Annotated in this window: 27 protein-coding genes; 5 read left to right on the top strand and 22 right to left on the bottom strand. The window is 36.0% G+C overall.

Annotation, left to right across the window (positions count from 1 at the left end):
- Positions 1–156: 156 nt before the first annotated feature.
- The 16 genes from ACMAYL_RS14720 to ACMAYL_RS14795 all read right to left on the bottom strand — a co-directional run bounded on the left by ACMAYL_RS14720 (position 157) and on the right by ACMAYL_RS14795 (position 14,671).
- Complete coding sequence (locus tag ACMAYL_RS14720) at positions 157–942, bottom strand: FliA/WhiG family RNA polymerase sigma factor (protein ID WP_103217787.1); 786 nt, start codon at positions 940–942, stop codon at positions 157–159.
- Between the two features lie 16 nt (positions 943–958).
- The gene (locus ACMAYL_RS14725; protein ID WP_103217786.1) at positions 959–1,855 is read right to left on the bottom strand and encodes a MinD/ParA family protein; all 897 of its coding nucleotides are present in this window, start codon (positions 1,853–1,855) and stop codon (positions 959–961) included.
- A gap of 48 nt (positions 1,856–1,903) precedes the next feature.
- On the bottom strand, positions 1,904–3,370 hold the full coding sequence (locus tag ACMAYL_RS14730; protein ID WP_103217785.1) for a hypothetical protein: 1,467 nt from the start codon (positions 3,368–3,370) through the stop codon (positions 1,904–1,906).
- 1 nt (position 3,371) lies between these two features.
- Entirely contained in the window at positions 3,372–5,447 is a 2,076-nt protein-coding gene (gene flhA, locus ACMAYL_RS14735) for a flagellar biosynthesis protein FlhA (RefSeq protein ID WP_103217784.1), read from the bottom strand.
- Positions 5,448–5,467: 20 nt separating this feature from the next.
- The gene (flhB, locus tag ACMAYL_RS14740; protein ID WP_103217783.1) at positions 5,468–6,544 is read right to left on the bottom strand and encodes a flagellar biosynthesis protein FlhB; all 1,077 of its coding nucleotides are present in this window, start codon (positions 6,542–6,544) and stop codon (positions 5,468–5,470) included.
- A gap of 11 nt (positions 6,545–6,555) precedes the next feature.
- A complete protein-coding gene (locus ACMAYL_RS14745; protein WP_103217782.1) occupies positions 6,556–7,332 on the bottom strand; it encodes a flagellar biosynthetic protein FliR in 777 nt (258 codons plus the stop codon).
- Positions 7,333–7,342: 10 nt separating this feature from the next.
- Entirely contained in the window at positions 7,343–7,612 is a 270-nt protein-coding gene (fliQ, locus tag ACMAYL_RS14750) for a flagellar biosynthesis protein FliQ (protein ID WP_021267947.1), read from the bottom strand.
- A gap of 8 nt (positions 7,613–7,620) precedes the next feature.
- Positions 7,621–8,370: a flagellar type III secretion system pore protein FliP gene (fliP, locus tag ACMAYL_RS14755; protein WP_103217781.1), complete on the bottom strand. Its 750-nt coding sequence runs from the start codon at positions 8,368–8,370 to the stop codon at positions 7,621–7,623.
- Between the two features lie 31 nt (positions 8,371–8,401).
- Positions 8,402–9,571, bottom strand: coding sequence for a flagellar biosynthetic protein FliO (locus ACMAYL_RS14760; protein WP_103217780.1), 1,170 nt, complete (start codon positions 9,569–9,571; stop codon positions 8,402–8,404).
- A 22-nt stretch (positions 9,572–9,593) separates the two neighbouring features.
- Entirely contained in the window at positions 9,594–9,974 is a 381-nt protein-coding gene (gene fliN, locus ACMAYL_RS14765) for a flagellar motor switch protein FliN (RefSeq protein ID WP_021268549.1), read from the bottom strand.
- A 15-nt stretch (positions 9,975–9,989) separates the two neighbouring features.
- On the bottom strand, positions 9,990–11,012 hold the full coding sequence (gene fliM, locus ACMAYL_RS14770; RefSeq protein ID WP_392993431.1) for a flagellar motor switch protein FliM: 1,023 nt from the start codon (positions 11,010–11,012) through the stop codon (positions 9,990–9,992).
- A 67-nt stretch (positions 11,013–11,079) separates the two neighbouring features.
- Complete coding sequence (gene fliL, locus ACMAYL_RS14775; protein ID WP_103217778.1) at positions 11,080–11,613, bottom strand: flagellar basal body-associated protein FliL; 534 nt, start codon at positions 11,611–11,613, stop codon at positions 11,080–11,082.
- Between the two features lie 291 nt (positions 11,614–11,904).
- Entirely contained in the window at positions 11,905–12,183 is a 279-nt protein-coding gene (locus ACMAYL_RS14780) for an HU family DNA-binding protein (protein ID WP_021268333.1), read from the bottom strand.
- Positions 12,184–12,302: 119 nt separating this feature from the next.
- Complete coding sequence (locus ACMAYL_RS14785) at positions 12,303–12,740, bottom strand: hypothetical protein (protein ID WP_392993434.1); 438 nt, start codon at positions 12,738–12,740, stop codon at positions 12,303–12,305.
- 91 nt (positions 12,741–12,831) lie between these two features.
- Positions 12,832–13,623 carry a DsbA family protein gene (locus ACMAYL_RS14790; RefSeq protein ID WP_103217776.1) on the bottom strand — a complete coding sequence of 264 codons (792 nt, stop codon included), beginning with the start codon at positions 13,621–13,623 and terminating at the stop codon, positions 12,832–12,834.
- Between the two features lie 76 nt (positions 13,624–13,699).
- Entirely contained in the window at positions 13,700–14,671 is a 972-nt protein-coding gene (locus ACMAYL_RS14795) for a hypothetical protein (RefSeq protein WP_103217775.1), read from the bottom strand.
- Between the two features lie 119 nt (positions 14,672–14,790).
- Between ACMAYL_RS14795 and ACMAYL_RS14800 the strand changes: the two genes are divergently transcribed.
- On the top strand, positions 14,791–15,495 hold the full coding sequence (locus tag ACMAYL_RS14800; protein WP_412471286.1) for a hypothetical protein: 705 nt from the start codon (positions 14,791–14,793) through the stop codon (positions 15,493–15,495).
- An 11-nt stretch (positions 15,496–15,506) separates the two neighbouring features.
- On the opposite strand, the gene ACMAYL_RS14805 is transcribed toward ACMAYL_RS14800, so the two are convergent.
- On the bottom strand, positions 15,507–16,658 hold the full coding sequence (locus ACMAYL_RS14805; RefSeq protein WP_158246853.1) for a SpoIID/LytB domain-containing protein: 1,152 nt from the start codon (positions 16,656–16,658) through the stop codon (positions 15,507–15,509).
- Between the two features lie 78 nt (positions 16,659–16,736).
- Complete coding sequence (locus ACMAYL_RS14810) at positions 16,737–17,600, bottom strand: hypothetical protein (protein ID WP_412471287.1); 864 nt, start codon at positions 17,598–17,600, stop codon at positions 16,737–16,739.
- Between the two features lie 163 nt (positions 17,601–17,763).
- Between ACMAYL_RS14810 and ACMAYL_RS14815 the strand changes: the two genes are divergently transcribed.
- On the top strand, positions 17,764–17,976 hold the full coding sequence (locus ACMAYL_RS14815; RefSeq protein WP_021267851.1) for a hypothetical protein: 213 nt from the start codon (positions 17,764–17,766) through the stop codon (positions 17,974–17,976).
- Positions 17,977–17,980: 4 nt separating this feature from the next.
- On the opposite strand, the gene uvrC is transcribed toward ACMAYL_RS14815, so the two are convergent.
- Positions 17,981–19,861 (bottom strand): excinuclease ABC subunit UvrC, encoded by a 1,881-nt coding sequence (gene uvrC, locus ACMAYL_RS14820; protein ID WP_412470352.1) that lies wholly within the window; start codon positions 19,859–19,861, stop codon positions 17,981–17,983.
- Between the two features lie 89 nt (positions 19,862–19,950).
- On the opposite strand from uvrC, the gene ACMAYL_RS14825 reads away from it, so the two are divergent.
- Positions 19,951–20,370, top strand: coding sequence for a hypothetical protein (locus ACMAYL_RS14825; RefSeq protein WP_103217770.1), 420 nt, complete (start codon positions 19,951–19,953; stop codon positions 20,368–20,370).
- Between the two features lie 283 nt (positions 20,371–20,653).
- On the opposite strand, the gene ACMAYL_RS14830 is transcribed toward ACMAYL_RS14825, so the two are convergent.
- On the bottom strand, positions 20,654–22,453 hold the full coding sequence (locus tag ACMAYL_RS14830; protein WP_412471288.1) for a hypothetical protein: 1,800 nt from the start codon (positions 22,451–22,453) through the stop codon (positions 20,654–20,656).
- 153 nt (positions 22,454–22,606) lie between these two features.
- Between ACMAYL_RS14830 and ACMAYL_RS14835 the strand changes: the two genes are divergently transcribed.
- Positions 22,607–23,152, top strand: coding sequence for a hypothetical protein (locus ACMAYL_RS14835; RefSeq protein ID WP_412463428.1), 546 nt, complete (start codon positions 22,607–22,609; stop codon positions 23,150–23,152).
- Between the two features lie 191 nt (positions 23,153–23,343).
- On the opposite strand, the gene ACMAYL_RS14840 is transcribed toward ACMAYL_RS14835, so the two are convergent.
- Positions 23,344–23,784: a DUF507 family protein gene (locus tag ACMAYL_RS14840; protein ID WP_103217767.1), complete on the bottom strand. Its 441-nt coding sequence runs from the start codon at positions 23,782–23,784 to the stop codon at positions 23,344–23,346.
- Positions 23,785–23,864: 80 nt separating this feature from the next.
- Positions 23,865–25,526 carry a murein biosynthesis integral membrane protein MurJ gene (gene murJ / locus ACMAYL_RS14845; RefSeq protein ID WP_392993441.1) on the bottom strand — a complete coding sequence of 554 codons (1,662 nt, stop codon included), beginning with the start codon at positions 25,524–25,526 and terminating at the stop codon, positions 23,865–23,867.
- On the opposite strand from murJ, the gene ACMAYL_RS14850 reads away from it, so the two are divergent.
- Positions 25,525–26,070, top strand: coding sequence for a deoxycytidylate deaminase (locus ACMAYL_RS14850; RefSeq protein ID WP_103217765.1), 546 nt, complete (start codon positions 25,525–25,527; stop codon positions 26,068–26,070). The two genes, murJ and ACMAYL_RS14850, sit on opposite strands and share 2 nt — an antisense overlap.
- The last annotated feature ends 36 nt before the right edge of the window (positions 26,071–26,106 follow it).

Below are 26,106 nucleotides of genomic sequence, written 5' to 3' on the forward strand. Positions count from 1 at the left end.
TTCACATCCTGTGAACGTAAGAAATTTCTACATCCATTATGCAATTTTTTGAGTGAATTTTAAAGGGTTAATTAATTTATTTTATAGGCAAACAAAGGCCCTTTAATGAAAAGGGCCTGAGTAAATAAGTATGTTTTTTTTAGAATAAAATTGTGATTAGCTTACTAGTTCTTCATAACCTTCAAACATCGTTTGTAGCTTAGCTTTAAGCTTCATTACTGCTTGAGTATGAAGTTGAGAAACACGTGATTCAGTAACATCTAGTACCTGACCAATTTCCTTAAGGTTTAAATCTTCATAGTAGTAAAGTGAAAGAACAAGTCTTTGTTTTTCAGGAAGCTGCTCGATTCCCTCTTTAATTTTATCTCTGAAGTTTTTATTTGAAACAGCAGTAAATGGATTCATTGCCTTACTGTCTTCATTAAGACCTGCCATTGCACGCTTATCATTACGATTAAACGTAGCAGAGTCATCAATATTTAGGATAGAAACAGATTTTGCTTTATTAAGCATTGAGTGAAATTCTTCTTTAGAACACTCAAGCTCTTTACACATTTCATCATCAGTAGCTGGACGTCCAAGCTCTGATTCAAGTTTAGAATATGCGCGGTCAATTAGCTTAGCCTTTTCTCTTACTGAACGTGGTACCCAGTCTTGAGAACGAAGCTCATCTAAGATAGCTCCTCTAATTCTAAATTCAGCATAAGTTTTAAATTTATTATCACGTGAAGGATCAAATTTTTCGATCGCATCCATAAGACCAATAACACCACATGAGATTAGATCATCTAGCTCAATATTTGATGGTAGGCGTGAGGCAATTTTTTGTGCAATATACTTAATAAGTGGAGCGTATTCCACTACGATTTCATCTTTTACTTTTGGATCTACAGTTGATCTATAGTCTTTTAAATTCTTTAATTTTCTGGCCAACGATGACATCTCTCTCACTCCTTGATTAAGCTAGTTGCTGTGGGTTACTACCTGAATGACTGAATCCCTTCAGTAATACAGGCGCGACTCGACTAGTACTGTCCTCGTCGGTAAATTTATTAATGATGTTAGTGTAATATTTCGAAAGGGAATTCTTTTCCGTTTTCAAAAGAGCGTGATCAAATTTGTCAGATGGGATTTCTAAATTCTTTACACCACCCAATACTCTTAAGTTTGCTTGCATAAAGCTTGCAACAGTATCCACTAGTGACTTCACTACTTTTCTATACTGTTGATTTGAGTCAACTCTATTTACAATTAGGTGATTATTTTTAATTTGGTATTTTTGGTTTAGGATTTTAATTAATGCATAAGTATCAGTGATAGATGAACGGTCAGGATTAACAACCATAAAACGATAATCAGCATAAGCTTGTAGATTGATCGTCTCCTTGTTCACTCCAGCCGGGCAATCAAGGATTACATGATCATATTCACTTCTATGGGCAGCGATAATATCAATAATGAATTTATCGTGCTCAAAACTAGTATCAAACAGATCACTGTTTCCATTACAACCACTTAGTAGATGAATATTTCCAAGTTTGTATAGACACTCATCAAATGATTTTTCAAGAGAAAGAAGTGAGTAGAAGTTATCGTTCAAAGGAAGACCTAATTTTACGGCCGTGTTTGAAAGATTATAATCACAATCGATTAAAAGAACTTTCTTTCCTTTTGCACTTAATTCATTTGCGATCATTAAAGCAGTTGTAGTCTTACCTACACCGCCTTTACCTGAACCAACTGCAATAATTTCACATTCTTCATTAAGGTAATTAAGAGGGCTTTTAACATTCAATTCGCAGTTATCGTCACTACGGTGCGACAACAACCATGTTGAAAGATCGTTTCTGGACATCCTGTCTCCTAAACAAAACTTAAAAATTTAATCTAATAACAAAAAAAGCTACAGTTTAAAAATACCGGCCAAAATCCTTTCGGCAGTAGCAGCTTCTAGGTCATCAGGAACAATCTCACCCGTTCCAAAAAACTTGTAAGGTAACGAACTAAAGTCAATGGCTAGATTAAAGAGTGATCCATAATTTAAGCACTGATCTAAGTGTGTTACCACTAAACCATTTGCAATATTTGCATAACGATTTAGCACCTTTCTATTATACAACTCTGTATTGATTCCCGATAGACAGATTAAAACTTCCACATTTTCAAATGAGCGTCTTAGACCATCCACGAACTTCTTGATTTCATTGATCTCTTGATTTGTCGCCTTGTAGTCGATAAAAACATTTTTCTTTGTTTCTATTGATTTTCTTGTTTGTGCAACGATTTCAGAAATTGATTCACAGATATTTGATTCAACATTAAAGAACTTTTCAGAGAAAGAAGTATTATCTTTAAATCCTGTATTTGCTTTATTTCTGATAATTACCGAATCTTGCTTAAGAGCTGAAAGCTTTGTTAACATTGAGCTTTGCCCACAAGAAGCATCTGAAATAAGTACTGTAACCGTTTTAGACTGCTCATTATCAACAGAAGAAAATAGAGGTAGCGCAGTTCTCACTTCTCCCATCATTTCTTTAAGAGCAAATTCAAAAACAGTATCTGGATTTTCTTTCTCTTCATCTGATAATTCAAAGTTTGCTTTACGAACAACTTTTTGAATATATCTTTCTTCGATATCTAAACTTCTAAAAATTGTTACCATCTCTTTTACACCAAGAGCTTGAGGCTTAGTCATCCCCTGCACACTTTGTGTTAATTCGAAAATTTTCTTTTCTAGATCATCGATTTTATTTCTTTGATTTTCAATTAAGTCACTAACCTCATCATTACTTACACGAGACTCATGTAGTTGTTGAGACTGAATTGGCCTTGCTTGAACTTGAGGTCTTTCAATAACTTCTTCTTCCTGAATTTCCTCTTCTAAAGAGAAATCTCCATTTAAGAAATCATTAAAATATTCAGATTCAGTATTTGCGGCAGCTTTTTTTACTTCTTCTCTATCAATTGAGTTTAAGAAATCATCTAAACCTGAATTTGATTGTGAAGAGTTCTCTTCAACAGCACTCACCTTTCTATTAAGACCTAAATTTCCATATCCATTGATTGAATTTGATTGTGCTTGAGAACTAGTATTTTGGTCATGTGAATTAATCATATTTGCGATATAAGATGAATTGTTTTTATAAAAAGAATTTTTTTGATCAGATGTTAGTACGTTATCAACCTTAGCTTTCTTAGTGTAGTTCTTTTCAGAGATCGCAGCAGTAATTTCAATTTTTTTCTTTTTGAAAGCACCTTTGATCCCTTTATTAGTCTGCGTTTTAAGAATAATTGCATCAGGTCCCAGTTCGGCCTTAATATTCGCTAACGCCTCATCTAAAGAATCTGCTTCAAATTTTCTTACGTACATCCTATAACCTCACCGTTCCAAGTGACCTAATATTCACATCCGGACTTAATTCATTATGACTTACTACAATCAAGTTTGGTATGAATTTTTCTGTCAATTTCTTAAAGTGTCCACGAATAACTGGTGAGCAAAGAACAACCATCTTTTCTCCCATGTTTGTGGCCTCCTCTATTTTCTCATTTAAACTGGCCAAAATCGATTGGGTAATTCTTGGGTCTAAAGAAACTTGTTGACCATTTTCTGTTTGTATGAGATTGCCAGCAACCTGTTCTTCTATTTTACGATCTAACGTAAATATCGGCAAATCACCATTGGCAGACTTTATAGACTCAGTGATAGTGCGGTATAACGATTGTCTGACATTTTCAGTCAGAAGATCTGTATCCTTAATTCTAACCCCATGCTCAGAAAGCGATTCTAATATCGTACGAAGATCTCTGATGGAAACATTTTCCCTTAAAAGATTCTGTAAAACCTTTAATACGGCACCAAGAGGTAGAATCTCAGGAACAAGATCAGAAACAATTTTTGGATAGTGTTCTTTGAAATTATCCATAACTCGTACAAGTTCTTGACGACCAAATAATTCATGTAGATTTGTTCTCAGGATCTCAGTTAAGTGAGTTGCCAGAACAGTTGACAGATCCACTACAGTATAACCATTGAATCCAGCATCATCTTTCTGATCTTCAGTAATCCACACAGCTGGTAGACCAAATACTGGCTCAATTGTTTCAATTCCATCAATTGGTTCAATAACACTTCCTGGATCCATTGCAAGGTAGTGGTCAGGTACAAGTTCACCTTGAGCAACTTCAACACCTTTAATTTTTAGAGAATATCCACCTGGAGCAAGCTCAAGATTGTCCTTAATTCGTACAGAAGGGATAATTACACCCCAATCTAGTGCAAATTGTTTTCTCATATAAGTAATACGCTCAAGAAGATCACCATTTTGAGATGAATCGACAAGATTTACTAGTCCATAACCAACTTCAAGTTCAACAAGTTCAAGATTAAGTAGATCTTCAAGTGATTCTGGTGTCGATTTCTTCTCATCTTCGACAACTGTCTCAGCAGCAAGCTTCTCTTGAGTAATTTGATTTTCCATTTTATTTGAAACATAAAGTAGCGCCAGTCCAACTGTGATAAAAGGTAATTTTGGAAGTCCTGGAATCATAGCAAAAATTAAAAGAACACAACCTGCGATTAGAACTGCTTTCGGGTGAAGCTTAAATTGCTTACTCATTTGAGCACCAAGATTATCTTCACTTGTATTTCTTGTAGCAATAATACCGGCTGCAGTTGAAATAATTAGAGCAGGAATTTGAGAAACAAGACCATCCCCGACGGTAAGTAGAGTGTATGTTTCAGCTGCTTGGCTAAAGTTCATATTATATTGGCCAACACCAACAATAATACCACCGATAACATTAATAGCAGTAATTAGAATACCAGCAATGGCATCCCCTCGTACGAATTTAGAAGCACCATCCATCGACCCGTAAAAGTCAGCTTCTTCAGCAACTTCAGCACGTCTTCTTTTTGCATCCTCATCGTTAATTAGACCAGCATTTAAGTCAGCATCAATGGCCATCTGCTTACCAGGCATCGCATCTAAAGTGAAACGCGCACCAACTTCAGCAACCCTTCCAGCACCTTTAGTGATTACCATGAAGTTAATAATAACAAGAATGATAAAAACGATAATACCTACAACAAAGTTACCTTCAACAACGAATTCACCGAAGCTTCTAATAATTTCACCGGCAGCACTTGTTCCCTCACTTCCTGAACGAAGAAGAATGTTACGAGTTGAAGCAACGTTTAATGAAAGTCTAAAAAGAGTTGTTACAAGAAGAACTGCTGGGAAAGTAGAAAAATCTAGAGGTTTCTTAGTATAAACAGAAACTAATAAAATAATAATTGAGAATGATAAAGTAATTGCTAAAAGTAAATCAAGAACGACTGGAGGAACAGGAATAATCATAACAGCAAGAACTGCTAGAATACCTATTGCTACCGCGAGATCTGAATTCTCTGTTAAAACTTTTAATCTTTTAAAGATATCATCCATGATATATTCCTAAATTCTAATTAACTTATAGCTTTTTGCTTTTTCTTAAGTTTATAAACAAATGCTAAAACTTCAGCTACTGCTTTATATAAGGTACGAGGGACTCCTTCCCCTACTTTAACTGACTTATATAGTGCTCTTGCTAAAGGAACATTTTCTACGATTGGAATATTATGTTCTTTAGCAATTTCTCTAATTCTTAAGGCCAAGTGATCAGCACCCTTTCCAACAATTCCTGGAGCGATCATAGTCTCTTGATCATATTTGATAACAATCGAAATGTGAGTTGGGTTTGTCACAATAACATCTGCTGTTTGAATATCGGCAAGCATTCTTTTTTGCGCTTGTTCTCTTTGGATTTGGCGAATTCTTTGTTTAACTTCAGGAGAACCGTCTTGCTCTTTAGACTCACGCTTGGCTTCTTCTTTTGTCATCATAAGTTTTTTCTTATGAGCATATTTTTGATAAGCAAAGTCCCCTACAGCAACAACAACAAGTCCTGCAAGGATTGAGAAACCTAATTTAATTAGAATATCTTTACCAATAACAAAAGCCTGAAAGAAATCAACATGTAGAAATCCTACAAATTGAGCAATATCGTCTTTCATATATAAGTAAACAATTCCAAGAACGATTATGAATTTGAAGACACCTTTAATTGCCTCAACAACTGCCTTCATTGAAAACAAATTCTTAGTTCCCTTGATTGGATCAATTCTTTCAGGTTTAAACTCAAGAACTTCTGGCGCATAGATGAAACCAATTTGAGCAACGTTTGCAATAATACCAGCACATAGTGAAACAATACAAACAGGTGCTGCACAAATAAGAGCTGTTGTAGCCGTTTTATTTGCAATAGTCTTAAGCGATTTTTCTGTAAATGCCGTTGCTGGATCAAGATGCATAATCCATCTAATGAACTCTTCCATTTCTTGATATATAAAAAGAAGTGAAAGACCTAATGTCATGATACAGGCGGCCAGCACTAACACACTTGTTAGTTCTTTTGAGGATGCGACCTCACCCTTTCTTCTCGACTCGTCAATTCGATGCTGGGAAGGATCTTCCGTTTTTTCCTGATCTGTATCTTCGGCCACGACTTACCCCTTTAAAGTATAAAGTTAAACCACTCGCCAAGTCTTTCAGTATACATTCTAAATGCTACTTGAAAGAACTCATCGCTTGTTGCCGTAAATACTAGTAGACCTAGTCCAATATTGACGACAAAGCTAACCATAATGATATTCATTTGTGGAACAGTACGAGCAATAATTCCTAGAACCGTACTGATGAGCATATTTGTAAAAATTAATGGTGTTGCCAGCATAATTGCAGCAATAAAAATTGATTTGAATGCTTCGATATAGAAGATGTGTGACTTCGCAAATACACCAAAATCATAAATATGAATTGTATAAAAAGATTCAAAAATCCCTTTAAACATTGGTAGTAAAGCACCTGAAGAAACAACCATAACGAGAACAGTCCATTGTATTAGCCTTTCGAAAGGACCTACTTGCTGACCCGAAGATGGATCGAAGTAGCGAATGGCCGCAAATCCAATTTGCTGGGTAATAATACTACCTGCTGACAGGAAGATACCCATAATTGATTTTACCAAATATCCGATTACCAATCCAATAAGTGTGTAAATAATAGTTAGCGCCCAGAACTGGTCCTTGCCTACATACATGATGTCTTTGATTACTTCTCCTTGGATATATGGGTAGAAGCAAAAGCTCATGACTAGTGTCGATAAGATCTTAACAATCATTGGGATTGGTAAGTTATCATAAATAGGTAGTTGAAAATTAATGGCCAGCAATCTGGTAAAAATTAACCAGAACGCAATGATTGGGACAATGTCAGTAATTTGAATTGTCATCTAATTTCGCCTACCTTCCAGTAACAAGACTAGGAATTGAAATAATTAAATCTTTTGTAAAAGTTGTTAACTGATCCGTCATCCACGGAGCAGTTAGAACAAGAGCTCCAACAATAACTAAGATCTTAGGGATAAATGAAAGTGTTTGCTCATTGATTTGAGTAACCGCTTGGAAAATTGAAACTAAGATACCCATAATAAGTGCACCTGCTAACATTGGTGCTGAAATCATTAGTCCAATTGTGATTGCTTGTCTTGCGATGTCAGAAAAAAAGTCCATGACTACTCCTAATTAAATGAACGTAAAAGTGATCCAGTAACAAGTTGCCAACCGTCCACAAGAACAAATAGTAATAATTTAAAAGGCAGAGAAATAACTACCGGAGGAAGCATCATCATCCCCATGGCCATTAAAACTGAAGCCACAACCATATCTAAAATAAGAAATGGAATATATAGTAAGAATCCAATTTGAAATGCTGTCTTTAACTCTGAAATAATAAAAGCAGGAATTAAAAAATGAATTGGAACATCATCAATTGACTGAGGTGCCTGACGACTAGTTACATCGTAGAAAAGACCTATATCAGCTTTACGAACTTGCTTGTTCATAAACTTTCTCAGAGAACCTTCAATGCGATCGACTGCTAGAGTTGTCGTAATTTTCTTATCCATATAAGGTTTTACAGCTGTTGCATAAATCTCTTCTCCCGTTGGCTGCATAACAAATACAGAAAGGAAGAGTGCAAAACCGATTAGAAGTTGATTTGGTGGCATACTTTGCGTACCAATTGCTTGTCTCATGAATGATAGAACAACGATAATTCTTGTAAAACATGTACAAAGAATTAAAACCGCCGGTGCAAGAGTTAGTACTGTAAAAAGAATAGTTAGTTCGATAGTATCAACGAGATCAACACCCTGTCCGAAGTTAACAGAAAGACCTGGAAGTCCCAGGTTAGTTGATTGTTGAGCAAAGATCGTACTTAGCCATCCCCCAATACTAAATATTAATAATGCTCTTAAAAAATTCTTCATCCAACTTCCTATTGAATTATTTTTAATAAAATTATTGTAAAGACTTCATGTCTTTTACTTTTTTCTTAATTTGAGCAGTTAAGCTAACTTTCTCTTCTTGAGTTGCTTGCCCTGCAAGGCTATTTAAAATATCTTGTTGTGATGAAGTCGTCGAGTTACTCGCCTCTTTCATATTCATAGCAACTTCTTTTAATTTAAATTCCTTAGAACCTGAATTAGCTGTATCTAAATTAGTATCAAAGTTAGATCCAGTTAACGCTTTCTCACCTTCTTTAAAGAACTCAGTTGTATCTTTAATTTCAGTTAAGAAATCCATCCCTTTTTCAGATTGTGCCATTAGAAAGACTTGCTTTTGTACTCTAACAACAAGAAGGCTTCTTTTCGGTGCAAGATAAGTTGTCGATAAAACTTCAACCATTTTTGCATTTGAGAAAAGTCCTAATCCACCCTTCTTTAACATTCCCTTTCTAAAGAAGTTCATTAAAAAGAAAATCCCTGCAGCAAATAGAGCAAAAAAGCCGATAAATTTAAAAATATAAGTCGACATCTGAAATCCACCTTTTTCAACACCTGAAGAAAGATTGCTAACAGTATCTTCAATCTGCTCATTCTTCTCTTTGGCAAGAGCAAGTAAAGACTCACTAGTCTTTTCAAGCTTTACGTTATTCTTATTATTATTTTTTGATACTTCTTCTTTATCTTTAAGTAGTTTTGCAAGGTAGCTTTCATCATAAGCTTCTGCACTCTTTTGCTTTACAGGAGCTTTCTTAACTGGAGCTGCTTTAGTCACAGCAACTTCTTTTTTATTTGTTGTGATTGGAAAGTACATTTTAATTTCATTATCACTTACTTCTAAACTTACCTTATCTTCATTACCCTTGATATCGTACGGGAGAATTGCACGAACTCGAGCAACATCTTTAGTAAATTGATAAGCTAGAAGCTTCGTATCAAATTTTTCATTAACAGATACTTGTTTCTCAATCTTTGGCCATACGATTGCATCTTGAAGAGCAATTTGAATAATATCATCCTTAATTGTTAACTCAGGAGTAGTATCAAACTTCCCTTTTAATCCAACAGTAACAACTCCTGTTGAACCATTTTTAGTTAACTTAACCTTCCCTACTTCAACTCTAGCAAATGCATTCGTCGTAATAAGTGAAAGTGCTAAAAATAATAATTTAAGTTGTCTGGCCATAATTAGTTCCTACGTTTTTCTACTACTTTAGATTTTCAATTCTCTCGATTGGTGAAATGATATCTGTTAAACGAATACCAAATTTTTCGTTTACAACAACAACTTCACCTTTTGCTACTAACTTTCCATTAACTAGGATTTCAAGAGGCTCACCAGCTAATTTATCAAGTTCTAGTACCGAACCTTGTCCTAGTTGAAGAAGGTCTTTAATAATTACTTCTGTTCTACCTAGTTCAACTGTTACCTTTAGAGGAATATCTAAGATAAAATCTAGGTTTTGAACCTTAAGTTTATTGATTGCATCATCACCAGCTCTGATTTCATCTGCAAGTTTTTCAACTTCCATAGTATTGAAATTTTCAAGCCCTTGTGTTTGGTTATTTAGTTCTGTTTGATCACTCATCTATATCTCCCTTAATTATTCGACATCAATATCCATAGAAACTTTAGGTGTCTTATCAACATGTGTAACTTGCACCGCTCTGTTTCCTTTATATGTACCAATTAAACACCTTAACTTCTCAACACCTTGTATTGCTCCCTTTACTTCACTTGAAGCTTCTTGATTTAAAGGGATAATATCTCCAGTTTGAAGAGTAAGCAGGTCTCCTACAGTCATCTCTGCTTCACCAAGTTTTACAACGATTTCGGCTTTAGTATCTTTGATGTGCTCATTCATAGCACTTGTCCAAATACTATCGGCCATATCATTATCAGTTTGGTAATTTGAAGAAAGTTTTTGCTTGATCGGCTCAATAGTTGAGTATGGAACCACGATCATAATTGTTCCTGAAGCAGATTCGAATTCAACTTCTAAAGTTGTTGCGATGATTACATCTGATGGAGGAACAACACCAACGAATTGTGGGTTAATTTCAGTTCTTACGTATTGTGCATCAATACGGTGAACTTGTGCCCATGCTTCCTCAAGGTCAGCAATGGCCATATCCATAACCTTTCTCATGAAAGATAGTTCAATCGCTGTAAATTCTTTTCCTTCAATTTTTGTGAAAGGACGATCTGTTCCACCAAAGTAAGAATCGATGATTGCATAAGCAAGCTTTGATTCGAATACTAATAGTGCCGGACCTCTTAGCTCGTTAAATTTCATGATACACATACACGAAGGAATCGGAAGTGTGTTTACAAACTCACCAAACTTTAAAAGATCTGTTGAGATCATCGAAATAGTCGAGATCTTTCTTAGAGAGTTTGAAAGTGATACACGAAATGAACGAATGAATCTTTCGTAGATGATTTCAAGAATAGGCATTCGCCCACGAATGACTCGGTCTTGATTAGTTAAGTCATAGGGCTGAATATTTTCGTCTTCAGCTTCATCATCGAAATCTCCACCTTCACCTAGAAAATCATCTGCGTCACCATCGTTAACAGCGTTTAATAGAGCGTCGACTTCGTCTTGACTTAAAACCTGTGCCATCGTTCCCCTCCTAGGATTTGATGATCTTGGCATCCTGCCAAAAATTAAACTTAAAACTTTATATTAACTAGTTGATCTGGAAACCAACGTAGTAAACATCTAAAACTTTTCCATCAACTAAATAAGAGTTAATAGCTGATTTGATCTCTTCTTTAAGGTATTCCTTACCTTGTACTTTAAGAAGATCATTTGGCCTCTTAGAGTTCAAAATACTAATGATTGAATCCCTAATTTGAGGCTTTCTTGCTTTGTATTCCTCTTCTTTCGCATTAAGCGATAGTTTAAGAACAGCATTTAATCTAATGTATCGTTGTGGCCCATCGCCTTGTGCAAGGTTGGCCGTAAAGCTATCAAGTGGAAATAACTTTCCTTCCTCTTCTTGTGCTTCACCAGTAGTTACAACATCTTTATCTTGAGATTGTTCGGCCATTTGGGCCTTAACAATATCTTCCACAGACGATTGCTGTGAAATCTTTAAATGAGTTTGGTATTGAAAGTAAGCGATAACACCCATTAATACGATATTCAGTAGTAGAGCTACTGTTAGTAGAGGGTTCTTTCCACTTCCTTGATATGAATTGTCAGCACTTCCATCTGCCATAATCTATAAATCCTTTACTTCACACAGAAAAAAATTCCTTTAAAAACTGTGCCTCGTCAAAAATTATACATCTAGCGGCCATTTTCTACAAGATAGTAAAGTATGTTCCGGAAGATTCTGCCCATTAATTTTGCAATTTTAAGACTTTATGAGAAATGTAAAAAAGTGGTGGTGTCAAAATGTCGACGTTTTTTTGACGCTGACAGGGTGTGATAGGCAAAATATGCCTCTAGAAATAAGAAAGCCTCCCTAAGGGAGGCTTCTTATTATGAAACTAATTTCAAACAAAAATTAGAACATTTCCTTCCAAGCTTTACCTGGCTTGAATTTTGGAAGTGTCTTAGCTTTGATTTTGATTTTTTCACCAGTAGCTGGGTTGATACCAGTTCTAGCTGCTCTTCTTACTTTTGTGAAAGTACCAAAACCGATTAGTGAAACATCGTCACCTTTCTTAACTGCTTTCTTGATTGTTTCAAGAGTAGTTGATACGAATGCATCTGCATCTTTCTTAGTTAGGTGGCTTAATTCTTTGTTTTTTAAGATTGCTTCTACAAGTTCTTTTCTGTTCATTTTAACTCCAAATAGTTAGTTATTTAGTTGTTGTAAAAGTAGGATGAAGTTTGAAACACGCTTTGACAAGGCTTTTTAGCGTTTTTTTTAACTTTTAAAGATTTTTTTTATTTTTACACTTATTTTAAGTTTTTTTCTTGCCAAACTACTATCTCTTCCTCTAGTGCGATTCTCACTGCTTTTAGCCACTCTCCTTCAAGTTCTTTATGATCTTCAAGGTCTCTTACTTCGACAAAAAGTTGTATAAAAACAGGTCCGAGTTGATGATAAAAAGTTTCCATTGTTGGAATCTTTATATCAATAGGAAGACGATGAGAAAGCTTCTCTAAGCTTCTTTCAAGCTCTAAAACTTCTTGGGCCAAATCAAAAATTGAATTAATTTTTAACAAAGATGTTAGATGATTTATATATGCAGTATTTAAAACATTTTGTTCAACTAAAGAATGAGGTACATCATCATGAAGAAAATCTTCAATTGAATAATCAATTTGTCTTGCCGTTTCACGAAAGAATTCTTTATTAACTTTTACCTGATTATGATCAAAGAAGTTCACCATAATAACCTCCAATGATCATATTATAACATGGAAAAATAAAAAGGCCCACTCGATGGTGGGCCTTCATATTTTAATTGAATTTGATCACTGATTAGATATCTAGTTTACCTTTTTCTTTTAGTAGACCTAGAATCATTTCGAAGTGTGATAATGGGTAAGCACCTTTTACTGGTACACCATTAATTACGAAACCTGGAGTCCCTTGAATATCAAACTTTCTAGCTTCAGCTTCGTCTTGAGCAATTCTTTTTTCAACTGCATCTGACTTAACATCCTTAGCAAGTTTAGTCATATTAACACCTAAGTCTTTCGCTGTTTTCTTTAGGTATTTTTCTTTTAGGTTTCTAAGTTTTTGTTGACCTTCTTGAGTAAAAAGAATGTCGTGAAATTTAAATGCTTTCTCTTCTGATTGAAGTCTTACAGCTTCATAATAAGCCGCTGCAATTCTAGCTTCTGAGTGGAAAGAAAGTGGAAGGTGTTTGTAAACAAATTGAACCTTACCTTTGTACTTATCAAGCATTGGCTTAACAACATTATCAAAGCCTCTTGTACAGTAAGGACACTGAAAGTCAGAGTATTCAACTAGAGTAATGATTCCACCTTTAGTACCTCTAACTGATTCATCTGATCTAATTTCTGGCTTAAGAGGGTTTTCAATAAACTCGTGAAGTTTTTTGTTTTCCTCTTCTTCTCTTTTCTTCGCCATTGCTTCTTTTGCGTTTTGAGCTGCAACTTGAAGAGCTTCCATAACTTCAGCAGGGTTAGCTTTAATTGCTTCTGCTAAAATCGTTGGATCATCTTTTAATGCTTTTTTGATTTCATCTTTACCTACACAACTCGTAAGTAAAACTAATGACATTACAATGCCTAATGCTTTTTTCATTACTATCCCTTTTGTTATTATGAACAAATTTCACATCAAATTATTATTATGATTTTACTTGAACAAAGTTAAATACTCAATCATCTTTTACTGAGTACTCTTTTTCCATATAGTCCAAATACTTGTTGATGGCACGCGTCTGATGACGAACGTACTTGTATCCGATAAGGTGAACTCTTGATGTATATCGTCCACTAATGAAAGATCGCATCGTCGCAAAAATACCAAATGCTGGCGTTGCAACTTTGTTATAAAGATAGGCCATGAAAAAGCCATAAGAAACAATATTAATAATTATTGTAATACCAACAATGTCGTCCTGAATTAAGGCCATGTTACTAAAGTAATCTTTAGCAAATTTACCATTGGTAAAGATTTCGTTAACTACAGAAATCACAGCATCAAAGAGAGCGTAATTGATAATTAAAATAATCATCCCAGTCAAAATACAAGTAATGGCCACATAAATACTCTTATGGACAAAAAACATGGTTTCAAAGACCGGTTTGTGTATCCTCTTGTATTTAGAAGGAACTTCAATTTGAGTTAATTTTCCACTCATTCGCAGCGTCGAAGTGGTGGTAAAGAACCAATCACTAAAACTTGATAACAATCTTAACTCAGATTTAAACTCTCCATCGAAATTCGTAACTTTTTCTTCAGCTCCAAGAAAGTCCAAACAGTATTGTGCAATCTCATCAAATGGTCTCAGCATCAGTTGAGCAAGAACAATTCCTGCTACCAATAAGAAGGCAATTGAAATAATCATCCATGGTAAGGCTTCCATTAATCCAATTTGTAGATAGTCATAAATAAGAGAATCGATGATATAATCAATATCCTTTCGATAAGCTGTAATATAAATGATTGTTGATTTTAAAAGAATCCAATTAAGAATGAATCCCACAAAAATTGAAATAAAAGGTATGACTGCAAAAATTAGTCCCATCTTTAAACGAAACTTCGCCTGATCATCCTTTTTAAAGTCTTTAAAGGAGCCTGTAATAATCTTAAATGTTGATTCTTTTACTTGTTCATAAGCTGTCATAATTACTTACTATTTCGGGTAATTTAAAAAAATTCTTAATTAATTTTATCAATCTCTAAAGAAATCCTAAATTTTCACCGATACAAGAAATAGCGTGAAAACTAATATTTGAGGATATTATGAAAAAGTTTAAGTTATTAATGGTTGTGACAATTGCTTCGATGCTTGTAACAAGCTGTGGACAAGACTCTAAGGGTAGTGGTGGCTACTACTCTGGCTGGGGTACAGGTGGAAGTCGTTCAAATACAGGCTCAACAGGAATGGACTCACAAGGACAGGCTTTATTCGATAGTCTCGTAAATGCTCAAGCTTTTAGTTGTCAGCAATATGGTAATGATCGATTCAACATGGATAGCTATGGAAACTACCTTAAGATTGGTCAAAGACGCGCAACGATTGTAGCTAATATTCAATCTGGATATTCTTATAATAATGACTCTGTTTATGGTCCTTTACAAGAAGGAATGCTTCCTAATGAATCAAACCAACATCACGTTGGAGTAAATAGCTTCGGTGATATTCTTATTATGACAAAGGTTCTTAATGGAAACTCTGTTGTAGGATACAATGTTCGCCTCTCACTTTGCTCACGTTACTTTACATATCAGAATTATAGGTTCCCAATCATTGGTGATGATCGTGGACTTCAAGGAATACAGCTAAGTACAGGAATGAGTTTAGGAACAGGAGCGAATTGTCCAGCGGCAACAATAGATGCTGCTCACTTTCAAATTACGGCAGCACCTTTCCAGTACTCTCAGCCAATGCAAGGAACACTAGGACCTGTTATGATGAATGTGACTTTCTCAACACCATGTCCTTAATGATTTAAAAACTAATAAAGTTTTAAGATATTTAATTTCGGAAAATAATGGGCCAGAATTTCACGATGGCCCTTTCCTTTTTGAGCAAGCCCTAAAGAACCAACCTGACATAAACCAACACCGTGACCATTGCCCTTTCCAACAAAGTGAAGACCAGCTCCACCAACATCTACCATATAGAAATGATTTGAAGGAAATTCAACACGGCCAAAGTAGCGACGGAATAAACTCTTTTTGATTTTGATCTTCTTTACACCATTTTGTACGTAAAGATTTTTTTCATCTCTTTTATCTGGATACAAGAATAATTTCTTTTTTAAACTTTGTTGTTCAATGTAATTTTTTTTCATTGCCCAGTTTAAAAATTTTTTAAATCGAAGCTTTGTAATTTTAGAATCCCAATTCTTCTTTTTCTGACAGTAATCACACTTCACAGTTGAATAACCGTGAACATCATTTCTCCAAACATCAGAAGGGATTAATGTTGTTCCCCCACAACTTGCATGAAAAAAAGCAGGAACAAGGTTACCTTCACCATTTGTTAAAACAAGACCTGCTGTATCTTTTGCAGCTTCAAGTGTACTTGCTGTCACATCATTAAATGTTCCATTAACCTGATGCTTTTCAGAGTTCTCTAAATCATAAAGAGTGTCATTTTTAAGTCCAGAAATCATCATGTGATGAAGAGCGTATGTACGAGCAGCAACTGCTTGAGCTTTAAGGGCCTCAATTGGCCAAGAAGCGTTCATCTCTTTAGCAAGAAGTGTTGCAATATAGTCATCAAGATCCATCTCATTAACAACGTCACAAGAATTTCCATCGGCACTCGTTACAATATGCATCTGCCCCATGAATTGCTTGCGATCAAAACTAATTAGTCCTGTTTGCGATGTAAGAGAGGCCAAGTACTGAGGTTTAACAGACTTGGCAGATTGTAAATTTTGGCAATTTACTTTTATTTTCTTAAAGCCCTTAAAACTTTTACGATTCCTTGTTGCAACAACTTTTCGTGTCAGATCAACACCTTCAAGCATAACGTTATCAAGGTCTTTTGCTACTCTAACTTTTATCGTGTGTCCTGATCGTAAATTATCTAATGGGCTAATTCTCGCCAGAGAATTCAATGAAGAAAGTATAATGAAAGAGATAAATAAATTTCTCAACGAAGATCGTCCTGATTTGTGCGGCATCCTTGCCCAGCAACTTATCTAATAAAATGATATATGATTTTACTAAGCTACTCAACTTGAGAGAAATTTTATCGCTTTTTGCATATCTGTCCACGCCGTTTTCTTCATGGACTCATTTACCTCTAGTAATTTAGGATGAAATAAAGGCATGACATCAATTAACTGAGCATTTTCATCAACTTCTATTTGAACTGAATGGAAGTCTCCGTGAACATTTGCAAGACGAACACGTTTATTTAAACATAGATTTGTTGCGGCAGCCCCAAGGCTAATGAGTAATCTTGGTTTAAAGTGAGCACAACATGTAAAGAGGAACTCGCGGGCATCTTTTTTAATAAATGGTACACGAATAAAGCGGCCACTTGAGATCTTCATGGCCTTAATCATACGTCCCATAATATCTTGATCTGATTCAATCATTGATAAAGGTAGAAAATCAGGGAGCTCCCCTTCTTCAATTTCATCAAGGCCAAAAAAGATAATATCTACCTCGCCTTGATAATCCTGATAGCCAGGAATTGTTTCAAGATTCCAAGATGTATTATATTGTGAAAGGAATTTATTTATATCATCATTAACTTTCAGAGTGTGAGTCGATTCACTAGGATTTGAAGCGGCAGCAATATCAATCTTTCTCTTTTGAGGTGCCACAGGAACTTCTATTTTTGGAGCTGTGACTGTTTCTTCAGCTCTGGCAACTTCTTGCTGAGCTGCGGCCACAATCGGCTTAGAATCAACTTGTGTGGCCCTAGGCTCATCCGAAGAAGCCTTGCTAGCAGTAAGTTTGCTCTCTTTTAACTTAGGATACCAAAGAGTGTTTTCAAATAACTTGGCACAGTAATTCGGCTTCTCATCACGTGAGACTTTTAAAATATTATTAAAATCTTTAGTTAATTTGGTTAAAAATTGCGCCATTACTTTATTTCCTATGGGTAAAATATCCCTAAGTCTTTAAAAAAAAAAGCATAAATTTCAGAACATTGTTAAGCCGCCGATAAATCAACTACATCCACTGCTTGGGACACTCTGCACAATCTCAAATCCCCAGTGGTAATTAATATTTAAAGGAGTTGCTACAATGTCATTCGATCCAGATTTCCAATTTGAAAACTTTGAAGAGTTATTTGGTGATGCCGATCAAGTACATAAGGTTTTAAATGATTGTCCTGTTTGTGGCTCTAAAATGGTTCACACACACCTATCGGATTATAAAAACTTGTACATACACGAGAATTCGAGATGTACTGATTGCGGGCACGGCAATCGTAAAAAAATCCACCACCTTAACTAGACAGTTATTTCTGAGGGAATTCGGCCATAAGCTTGGCATGGATTCTCTCAGCAAGCCCTTCTTTTATATCTAACTTGTGACTTATTTCAATCACACTTAATTGCGAAAGTTCTTTAAGATTTAAATCCATATTTTCATGAATTGTTTTAAGAGTCTTTTCACCAACTCCTTCAATATCATCAAACCACGAAGAAAAAATACGATCTCTCTCCTTCTTATGATGAAGCTTTCTCGAAAACCTGTGGGCCTCATCCCTCATTTGCACAACAATTCTCATTAGAGACGGTGTCTTTTTTAAGATATAAGGATTAATTCGATTAGGAATAATAAGACGTTCGTCTGAACTTGAAACTTCCTTATCTCTAAAAGAGTCTTGTTTGCTCGTTTTAATTTTAGCAATTCCCACGACAGGAATATCAAGTTCGAAATCTTCAAGAACTGCAAGAAAACTCGAAACTTGTCCCTTCCCACCATCAACAATGAAGACATCTGGAAGCTTTCCTTTCTTAAGTCTTCTCGCTAAAACTTCCCTCATCATGGCAAAATCGTTATTGCCCTCTGGCCTTTCTTCTAAGTGATAATAGCGATATTGAGTCTTATCCGGTTTTCCATCACGAAAAACAATTTGCGATGCTGTTGGAGACTTTCCTTGCCAAATGGCAACGTCGAAACACTCAAGAATTTTAGGAGTTTCTTTTAGATTTAAAAGTTCTTTTAATTTATTTAAACCAATCCATGGTCCATCAAGATTTTTAACCCTAAAGCGTTGATGCTCTCTTGCATGATCAAGAGTTAACTCATAAAGAGTTTTCATCTTCCCAATTGGCTTTTGAACTTCGACTTCTTGATCGAGTACTTCGTTAAATGCTTCACTAATCATTGAAAGATCAGCTTTTTTCTCATCAATATAAATACGACTTGGTAGCTTCTCTTTTGTATTTGAATAGTATTGAAATAAGAAGGTTTGAAAAAGCTCGTGATTTTCATTCTCACTATCACCTTTTCCAAAGTGATAGTTTTTATGACCAAGAAGGATTCCAGATCTCATCATATAAATTGAAATATCAATTTCTAATTCACCAACATGGTAGGCAACAATATCAAAGTCTTTTTCAGTCGTAAGTTCCACATTTTGCTTTTCATAACTTAATGAGAATTGTTTTAACTCTTCGATACTATCTCGTATTTCAGCGGCCCTTTCAAAGTGCTCACTTTCAGCAGCTTCAAACATCCTCTCTTCTAAAATTTTTAAGACATTACGACTTTGGCCTTCAAAGAAATTGATAACGTAGTTAAGATCATTAAAATAATCTTTTTCAGAAATATAATCCACACAAGGAGCCGAACATTGTTTCATTTGATAAATAAGACACGGGCGCTTCCTCTTTCTCATTTCTTCAATCGAACAGTCTCGTAAAGTAAAAGACTTTGTTAGAATTCTAGAAATTTTTAAGATGTTACTTCCCGTTGTAAAAGGGCCGAATAATTTAATCTTCTTCTTTCTCTTTGGTCTTCTCGTATAAACAAGTCGAGGAAATTTTTCATTCATATCGACTTGAATATAAGGATAACTTTTATCGTCTTTAAGTTGGATGTTATACTTAGGAATATGCTTTTTAATAAGGTTATTTTCTAAGATATATGCTTCTGCATCTGTCTTAGTCATTATAAAGTCGAAGTCTTGAATATGAGAGACAAGAATTTGAGTCTTTGGTGATTTTTCAGAACTATTAAAATAGCTAGACACTCGACTACGAAGGTTTTTCGCCTTTCCAATATAAAGAATTTCTTCGATGCCAGCGCGCTTTCGCTTCATTAAATAGCATCCAGATTTTGTCGGTAAATGTTTTGCTTTTTCCAGCAGTGCTAAAGTATTTTTCTTCATTATAATTATCTACATATTACCTTTTATTCTCTTTACTTTAATCCTATTCGCCATTAAATTGACCTAATTAAGCAAAAGGAAGAGAGAATATGTCAAAACTAGGTGTTGGTAAGGAAATTGTAACATATTGTAGCAAATGTAAGTTAGATCTTGCTCATTTAATTGTAGCAATGAAAGACGCAGATACTCCATACAAAGTTCTGTGTAATACTTGTAAAGCAACTCATGCATACAAGCCAAAAAAGGTAGCATCTCCAAGTGCTACTCGTCGCAAAGCTCCTGCGAAAAAAAGAATTTCAACTGAAGATAAAATTATTAATGTTTGGGAAAACGCGCTTCAAAAATTAGAAGGTGAACCTATTGCATATAATATTCGTCACAAATTTGAAGTTGGTGACATACTTGCTCACCCAACTTTTGGGCCAGGGCTTGTTGAAAAGAGTCTCGATGCTAATAAAATCGAAGTACTCTTCAGAGGTTCAATTAAAATACTTATGCATAATAAATAAATATAAAAAGAGCTTGATAAGCTCTTTTTTTATTTATGCGTCCTTCATTTGGAATGAAGACGTACACGAGAGAAAGACCTTTAGGTCTTTCGGTTCGCAACAAACGCAATACAAAGAGGCTGATAGCCTCTTTTTTTATTTGTGCGCCCCTATTCGGTGCACATAGTATTCGAGAGAGAAACCTTTAGGTTTCTCGGTTCGCCACTGGCGCTATTTTTTTTATAAAAAAGCCTCCCATACAGGAGGCTTTCTTTTTATCTCTCATCTCTCTTGAAATTATTTTTTAATTCCAATTCATTCCCGCACTTCCACCAATTCCGACACTAAATTGACCATTAAGGGCCCCTCCGGCCATTGATCCAAAGTTAGTACCAGAGTTGTAATAACCATTATACGAATTTGCATAAATATTTTGTTGAGCATTTTGTAAGTTCTGATACAGAGCTTGGTTAGCATACATTACGTTCGCTTGGTTTTGATAATTACCTTGAGCAACAGCTTGTCCTTGAAGTCCGTTGATGTAGCTCTGGAACTGTTGTGCTTGATAACCATTATTATAGTTTCCATTTGCTCCCCAGTTTCCGTTGGCACCCCAACCTCCGTTAGCATTACCATTTAGGCCCCAACCGTTTCCACCGTTGACTCCCCAACCAGCGTTTCCGTTAACACCCCAACCATTATTAGCGCCAGTTCCCCAACCTCCGTTGACTCCCCATCCGCCATTAATATTTCCATTTCCACCAGGAAAAGTATTTCCACAAGCACATGGTGCTGAAATACACATACATGCAGGGTTTCCGCCGCCATTGGCCCAACCGCCGTTAACACCCCAATTGCCGTTTCCACCGCCATTGACGCCCCAACCGCCAGAGATAACTCCACCGTTTCCAGGACCTGGATATGTTGGATAAACTCCACCATTACCCCAGTTACCATTACCTACGCCATTAACACCCCAACCAAGGTTGAAACCAGCATTAATACCTGTTCCAGGATACATTCCCCAGCCAGATCCAGGGTACATCCCCCAACCTGCGCCAGTATTCATTCCTGGGAACGCACCAGTGTTACCAATATTTAGTCCAAAATTTAAACCAGTATTAAGTCCGAAACCGTTGCCCATTCCGAAACCATTCCCCATTCCAAAACCATTGCCCATTCCCATGCCAAAATTAGCACCAAAGCCAGTTCCAAAACCTGTTCCGTATGGGTATCGACCCATCCCCATTCCGAATCCCGTGTTCATTCCGAATCCCGTGTTCATTCCGAATCCAGGGTACATTCCACCATAGATATTTCCTGGGTACATTCCTGGGTATCCACCCATGCCCATTCCGCCGTTGATATTTACACCAAATCCAGCATTACCACCTGTTAGAAGTCCAGCAAGTGCCGAACCTGCAAGAGAACCTAATGGGTTCATATAAACATTCGCTTGGTAGTTTCCACCAAAGCCATTGCCCATCCCCATTCCGTTACCCATGCCCCATCCGGCATTTCCATAGATATTACCACCGAAGTTAGGTCCACCCATTCCACCTAGGAATCCTGAAGTGTAACCTTGACCTAGCCAACCGTTACCAACTCCACCAAAAGTTCCACCAGTAAGACCAAGTCCACCAGCGTACATACCGTAGCCGTAACCGTTACAAGAATTAAGCATTGAAGTTTGCTCTTTTGGAAGAATTGGGTTTGCACCCCTTTCAAGGTTATAATCTAAATAGCCATCGATTTGACCGTGGCATGATTTAATTCCATTTTCATAAGCATTTGCCCATGACTCTTGAGAATCAGCTTGGTGTTTAGTGGCGAAAAAAACACTCCCCATTGCTGCAAGTGAAGGAATTGCAACTTTTGCAACTTCGGCCCACTCATTTCTTTCAGGAAGTTTAGGTAAACAATCGACACAGAAGTCATTACTTCCAGAGCTTCCACGAGATGCTCTTGTCACACATGCCTGAGCATCATCTTCATAGCCATTGTCTCTTAAATAGATACAATCACTGATGTCGATCTCAGCATATGTATTTAGCATCATCATCGCCAATAAGATGCTTTTCGTGCCAATAAGTCTTAACTTCATAGTTTTCTCCATAAAAACTTTAACAATCCTCAACTACTTAACGACACTTTATGAATGAAACTTGAGTAAACTATCGACTTTTTCTATAAAGTATTGATTTAACTGATTAATATTACGTTTACGAAGCCAAAAATTAGGGATAAATTGCGGATTATGAGTAATATTTTTTGGTGGATCATCCTCATTTGCATTTTAATTTTTGCTACTTATGCAGCATTTGTTATTAAAGGTGAAAAAAAAGTCGCCTTAAAGAATGCTATCAGCTTCCCTTTTCACGGGCTTGAAATTCCAATTCCCCCTTGGTGGACTCTAACGACAGATGAATCTGAATTAAAAATATTTGAAAGAACTGATACTCGCTACGAGTGGCAATCGCGCTTTAGCTTCACTAATAAAAACTATTCAGATTTACAATCGGCATTTGAAGAGCTCGCTATTAATAATGAACTCGTCTTTGATAAAGATACAACAATTATCCACGAGCCTAAATCTTTCGAGAAATTATATGAGCAAGGAATAGAAACTCTAAGAGTTGAAGGAACGGCCACAAAGGGACATGAGCTTCGTGTCTACTACGATGCTGCTCTACTAAAAACTGATGATGGTATTGTCATTTTAGAAAGTGAGAGTTCGGTTCTAAATGGTTTGCTTGAAGGTCCGTTTTTCGAACAATCACTACACAATATTAAAAGGCTATAACTTTCCCATTGCTCCTGAGGCAACAAAGCCTGCATAAACGCAGGCCTGTTGAATATATTATTTTAGCTAAAGTGATAGGGAGCTAACACCGCGTCCAATTTAAGCTCCGCTTAAATGCCGCGGATGTTTTTCGAACAGTCACTACACAATATTAAAAAGAAATAAAAAAAGCTCCTTAAGGAGCTTTTTTATTATCTAGTCTTAAATGTTCTAATATTCTGTACTAGGAAGTTGTGAATTTCTTCATCAGTTCCAAAAACATCATCAATGAATTCACAATCAATTAAAAATGCAGTCATACGATTTGCAATATTATGTAGTGACTCTACTAAGTAAAGACCACCAATATTTTCACCACTAAATGACTTAATAATTTCTTTACGAGCATGGTTGAACATTTCAGACTCTGTTACGTCTTCAGGCATATTATCTACACCCATCTTCTCTTCAACTTCTTCGATAGCCTGATCGCGAATATCTTCATCAGTTGCTAGACATACACCAAATTCAGTGGCCATTGATTCAATAAGCTTCTCACGATTTGCAATATCGAATTCAATAACACCCTTTTCCTTAAGTGTATTAATTGTATGACTCGCTAAATTTTCGAGTGTTTCAAAACTAGTTCTCATTTACTGCTCCAAATGTGTAATCTCTTTAAGTTTAACGACTTGCCTCTCATCAAGCAAGAGAATTTATGATTACTTCCATTCTAATTTCGGCGGATTATCTTATTTAAGAAGCGCTGAATTAAAACATAATCCCCTAAGACACTTAGCACAATAACATAAGCAATAGCACCTGCACACGCTGCAGTAACGAAGGCCGCGAGATTATCAAGAGTCGAAAAAATATTATTTGGGAAGTGGCCACGTACATATTGTGTAGCATAAAAGGCCAATAGTGAGCTTAAACCAATTTTAAAAAATCTTAGCGGGAAGAAGAAATTAAGCCTTAGATCTAGTAATTTAAATAATAGAATCGACTGAACAAGGATGATAAAAATCATCGATACAGATGTCCCCATAGCAAGAATTTTAAAACCGTATGTACCAACAAGCGAAAAACAGAAGACAATATTAATTCCGACAGCAATCGAAGAGATAATTACAGGAATCTTTGGTTTATCTAATGTGTAAAAACTCGGAGAAAACACCTTATAGAGTCCATAAAATGGAAGTCCAAATAAATAAGCATAAAGTGCTTCTGTTACCATCTTAGTATCATCAAGACCGAAGGCTCCACGCTGAAAAGAAATTGCAACGCAATCCTGGGCAAGTGCAAACATTAAGGCCATTGCTGGCATAAGAACAAAAAGACTTGTTATATAACTTGTTTGAAGTGCTGCCTTTGCTTCTTCTTCCTTGCCTCCCCTCCAAAGTTCAGAGAAGTAAACGAGATTGGAATTTCCAATCGAAACACCTAAAATTCCTACAGGGAATTGAAATAATCGAAAAGCATATTGTAGCCAAGAAACAGCTCCAACAACTGTACCTGTAGCTAAGAAAGTTGAAACCAAAAGATTGATCTGAGTTGCAGCAACACCTATTGTTCCAATACTCATTCGTTTTAAAATTTCTTTTACATCACTTGAAAAAAGATCAATACCATCAACCTTTACAAGTCCTTTTGAAAATAGCATCGGTACTTGAATAAGCATCTGAAAAAATCCACCAACAAGAACCCCTATTCCTAAAGAAATAATCGGATGAAGATTCTTTGCTTCTAAGTACTTTGGTAATGTCACCATCGCAATGATCATAATGATATTAAAAACAGCTGGTGCCATCGCAGGAGCAAAGAACATTTTATAAGTGTTAAGAACTCCCATAAAAAGTGCGGCCACAGAAACGAATGCTAAGAAAGGTGACATCATTCTTGTTAACAATACAGATAATTCAAATCGATTTACATCAGAAGTAAAAAGCTCATTTGTTAATACTTGAATGATTTGTGGAGCAAAGATAAAAATCAGTAAACAAACAATCGAAGTGATAGCTAGTAAGACAATGGCCATTGACCATAGAAGCTTGCGAGCGTGTTCATCGCCATCTTTTTTGGCCGAAGTAAATATTGGGACAAAGGCAGATGAGAAAGAACCTTCTGCAAATAAGTCACGCAACATATTCGGAATACGAAAAGCAATTTGATAGGCATCAGTAAGCCCCGAAGCACCAAAAAGTTTGGCCATTAAAATTTCTCTAGCAAAACCCAATACACGACTTGATAAAGTTGCAACGGCCATCTTAATAGAGGATAGTAAAAAATTCTTCCTGTGTTCTCTTGTCATTCCAATATTTTGCACCACCCTATCTGACTTAACAAGCTTCCAGTAGTTGCCAAGTGAAGGATAATTAACTAATCTTGCTGCCATGAAAACAGAGTTGGAAAAGTCGATTAATCACATCAATACAAAGAGTGCCGTAAATTGGGACGAATACTTTATGCTTCAGGCTATTATGGCAAGTTTCAAGAGTAAGGATCCGGCCACAAAAGTAGGATGTGTTTTTGTTGATGATAATAACCATCAAATAACTTTTGGTTACAACGGCTTTGTTGCGGGAATTGATGAAACAAAACTTCCTTGGGGAAAAGAGAGAACTCTCCCTCTCGAGCAACAAAAGTATGGATACGTTGTTCACGCCGAGGCCAATGCAATTCTTCACTCAAATCACAAATTATATGGCGCTAGATGTTACGTGACACTATTTCCTTGTCATGAGTGTGCCAAGCTTCTTGCTTCTTCAAAGATTAAAGAAATCGTATACTTACAAGATAAACATTCAGGTACTGAGTCAAATCGTATCTCTCGTCGCATCTTCGACCTCACTGGAGTGAAGTATCGACAGCTTACTCTTGGTGAACACGTTCTCGATTCACTCATTGCACACTTTACCGACGCCTTCTATCGCGACTAACTCACTGTGTAAACATGGTTCATATCAGTAAAGTGT

Origin of the sequence: Halobacteriovorax sp. RT-2-4 (assembly GCF_047085445.1) — a bacterium.
GTDB lineage: Bacteria > Bdellovibrionota > Bacteriovoracia > Bacteriovoracales > Bacteriovoracaceae > Halobacteriovorax_A.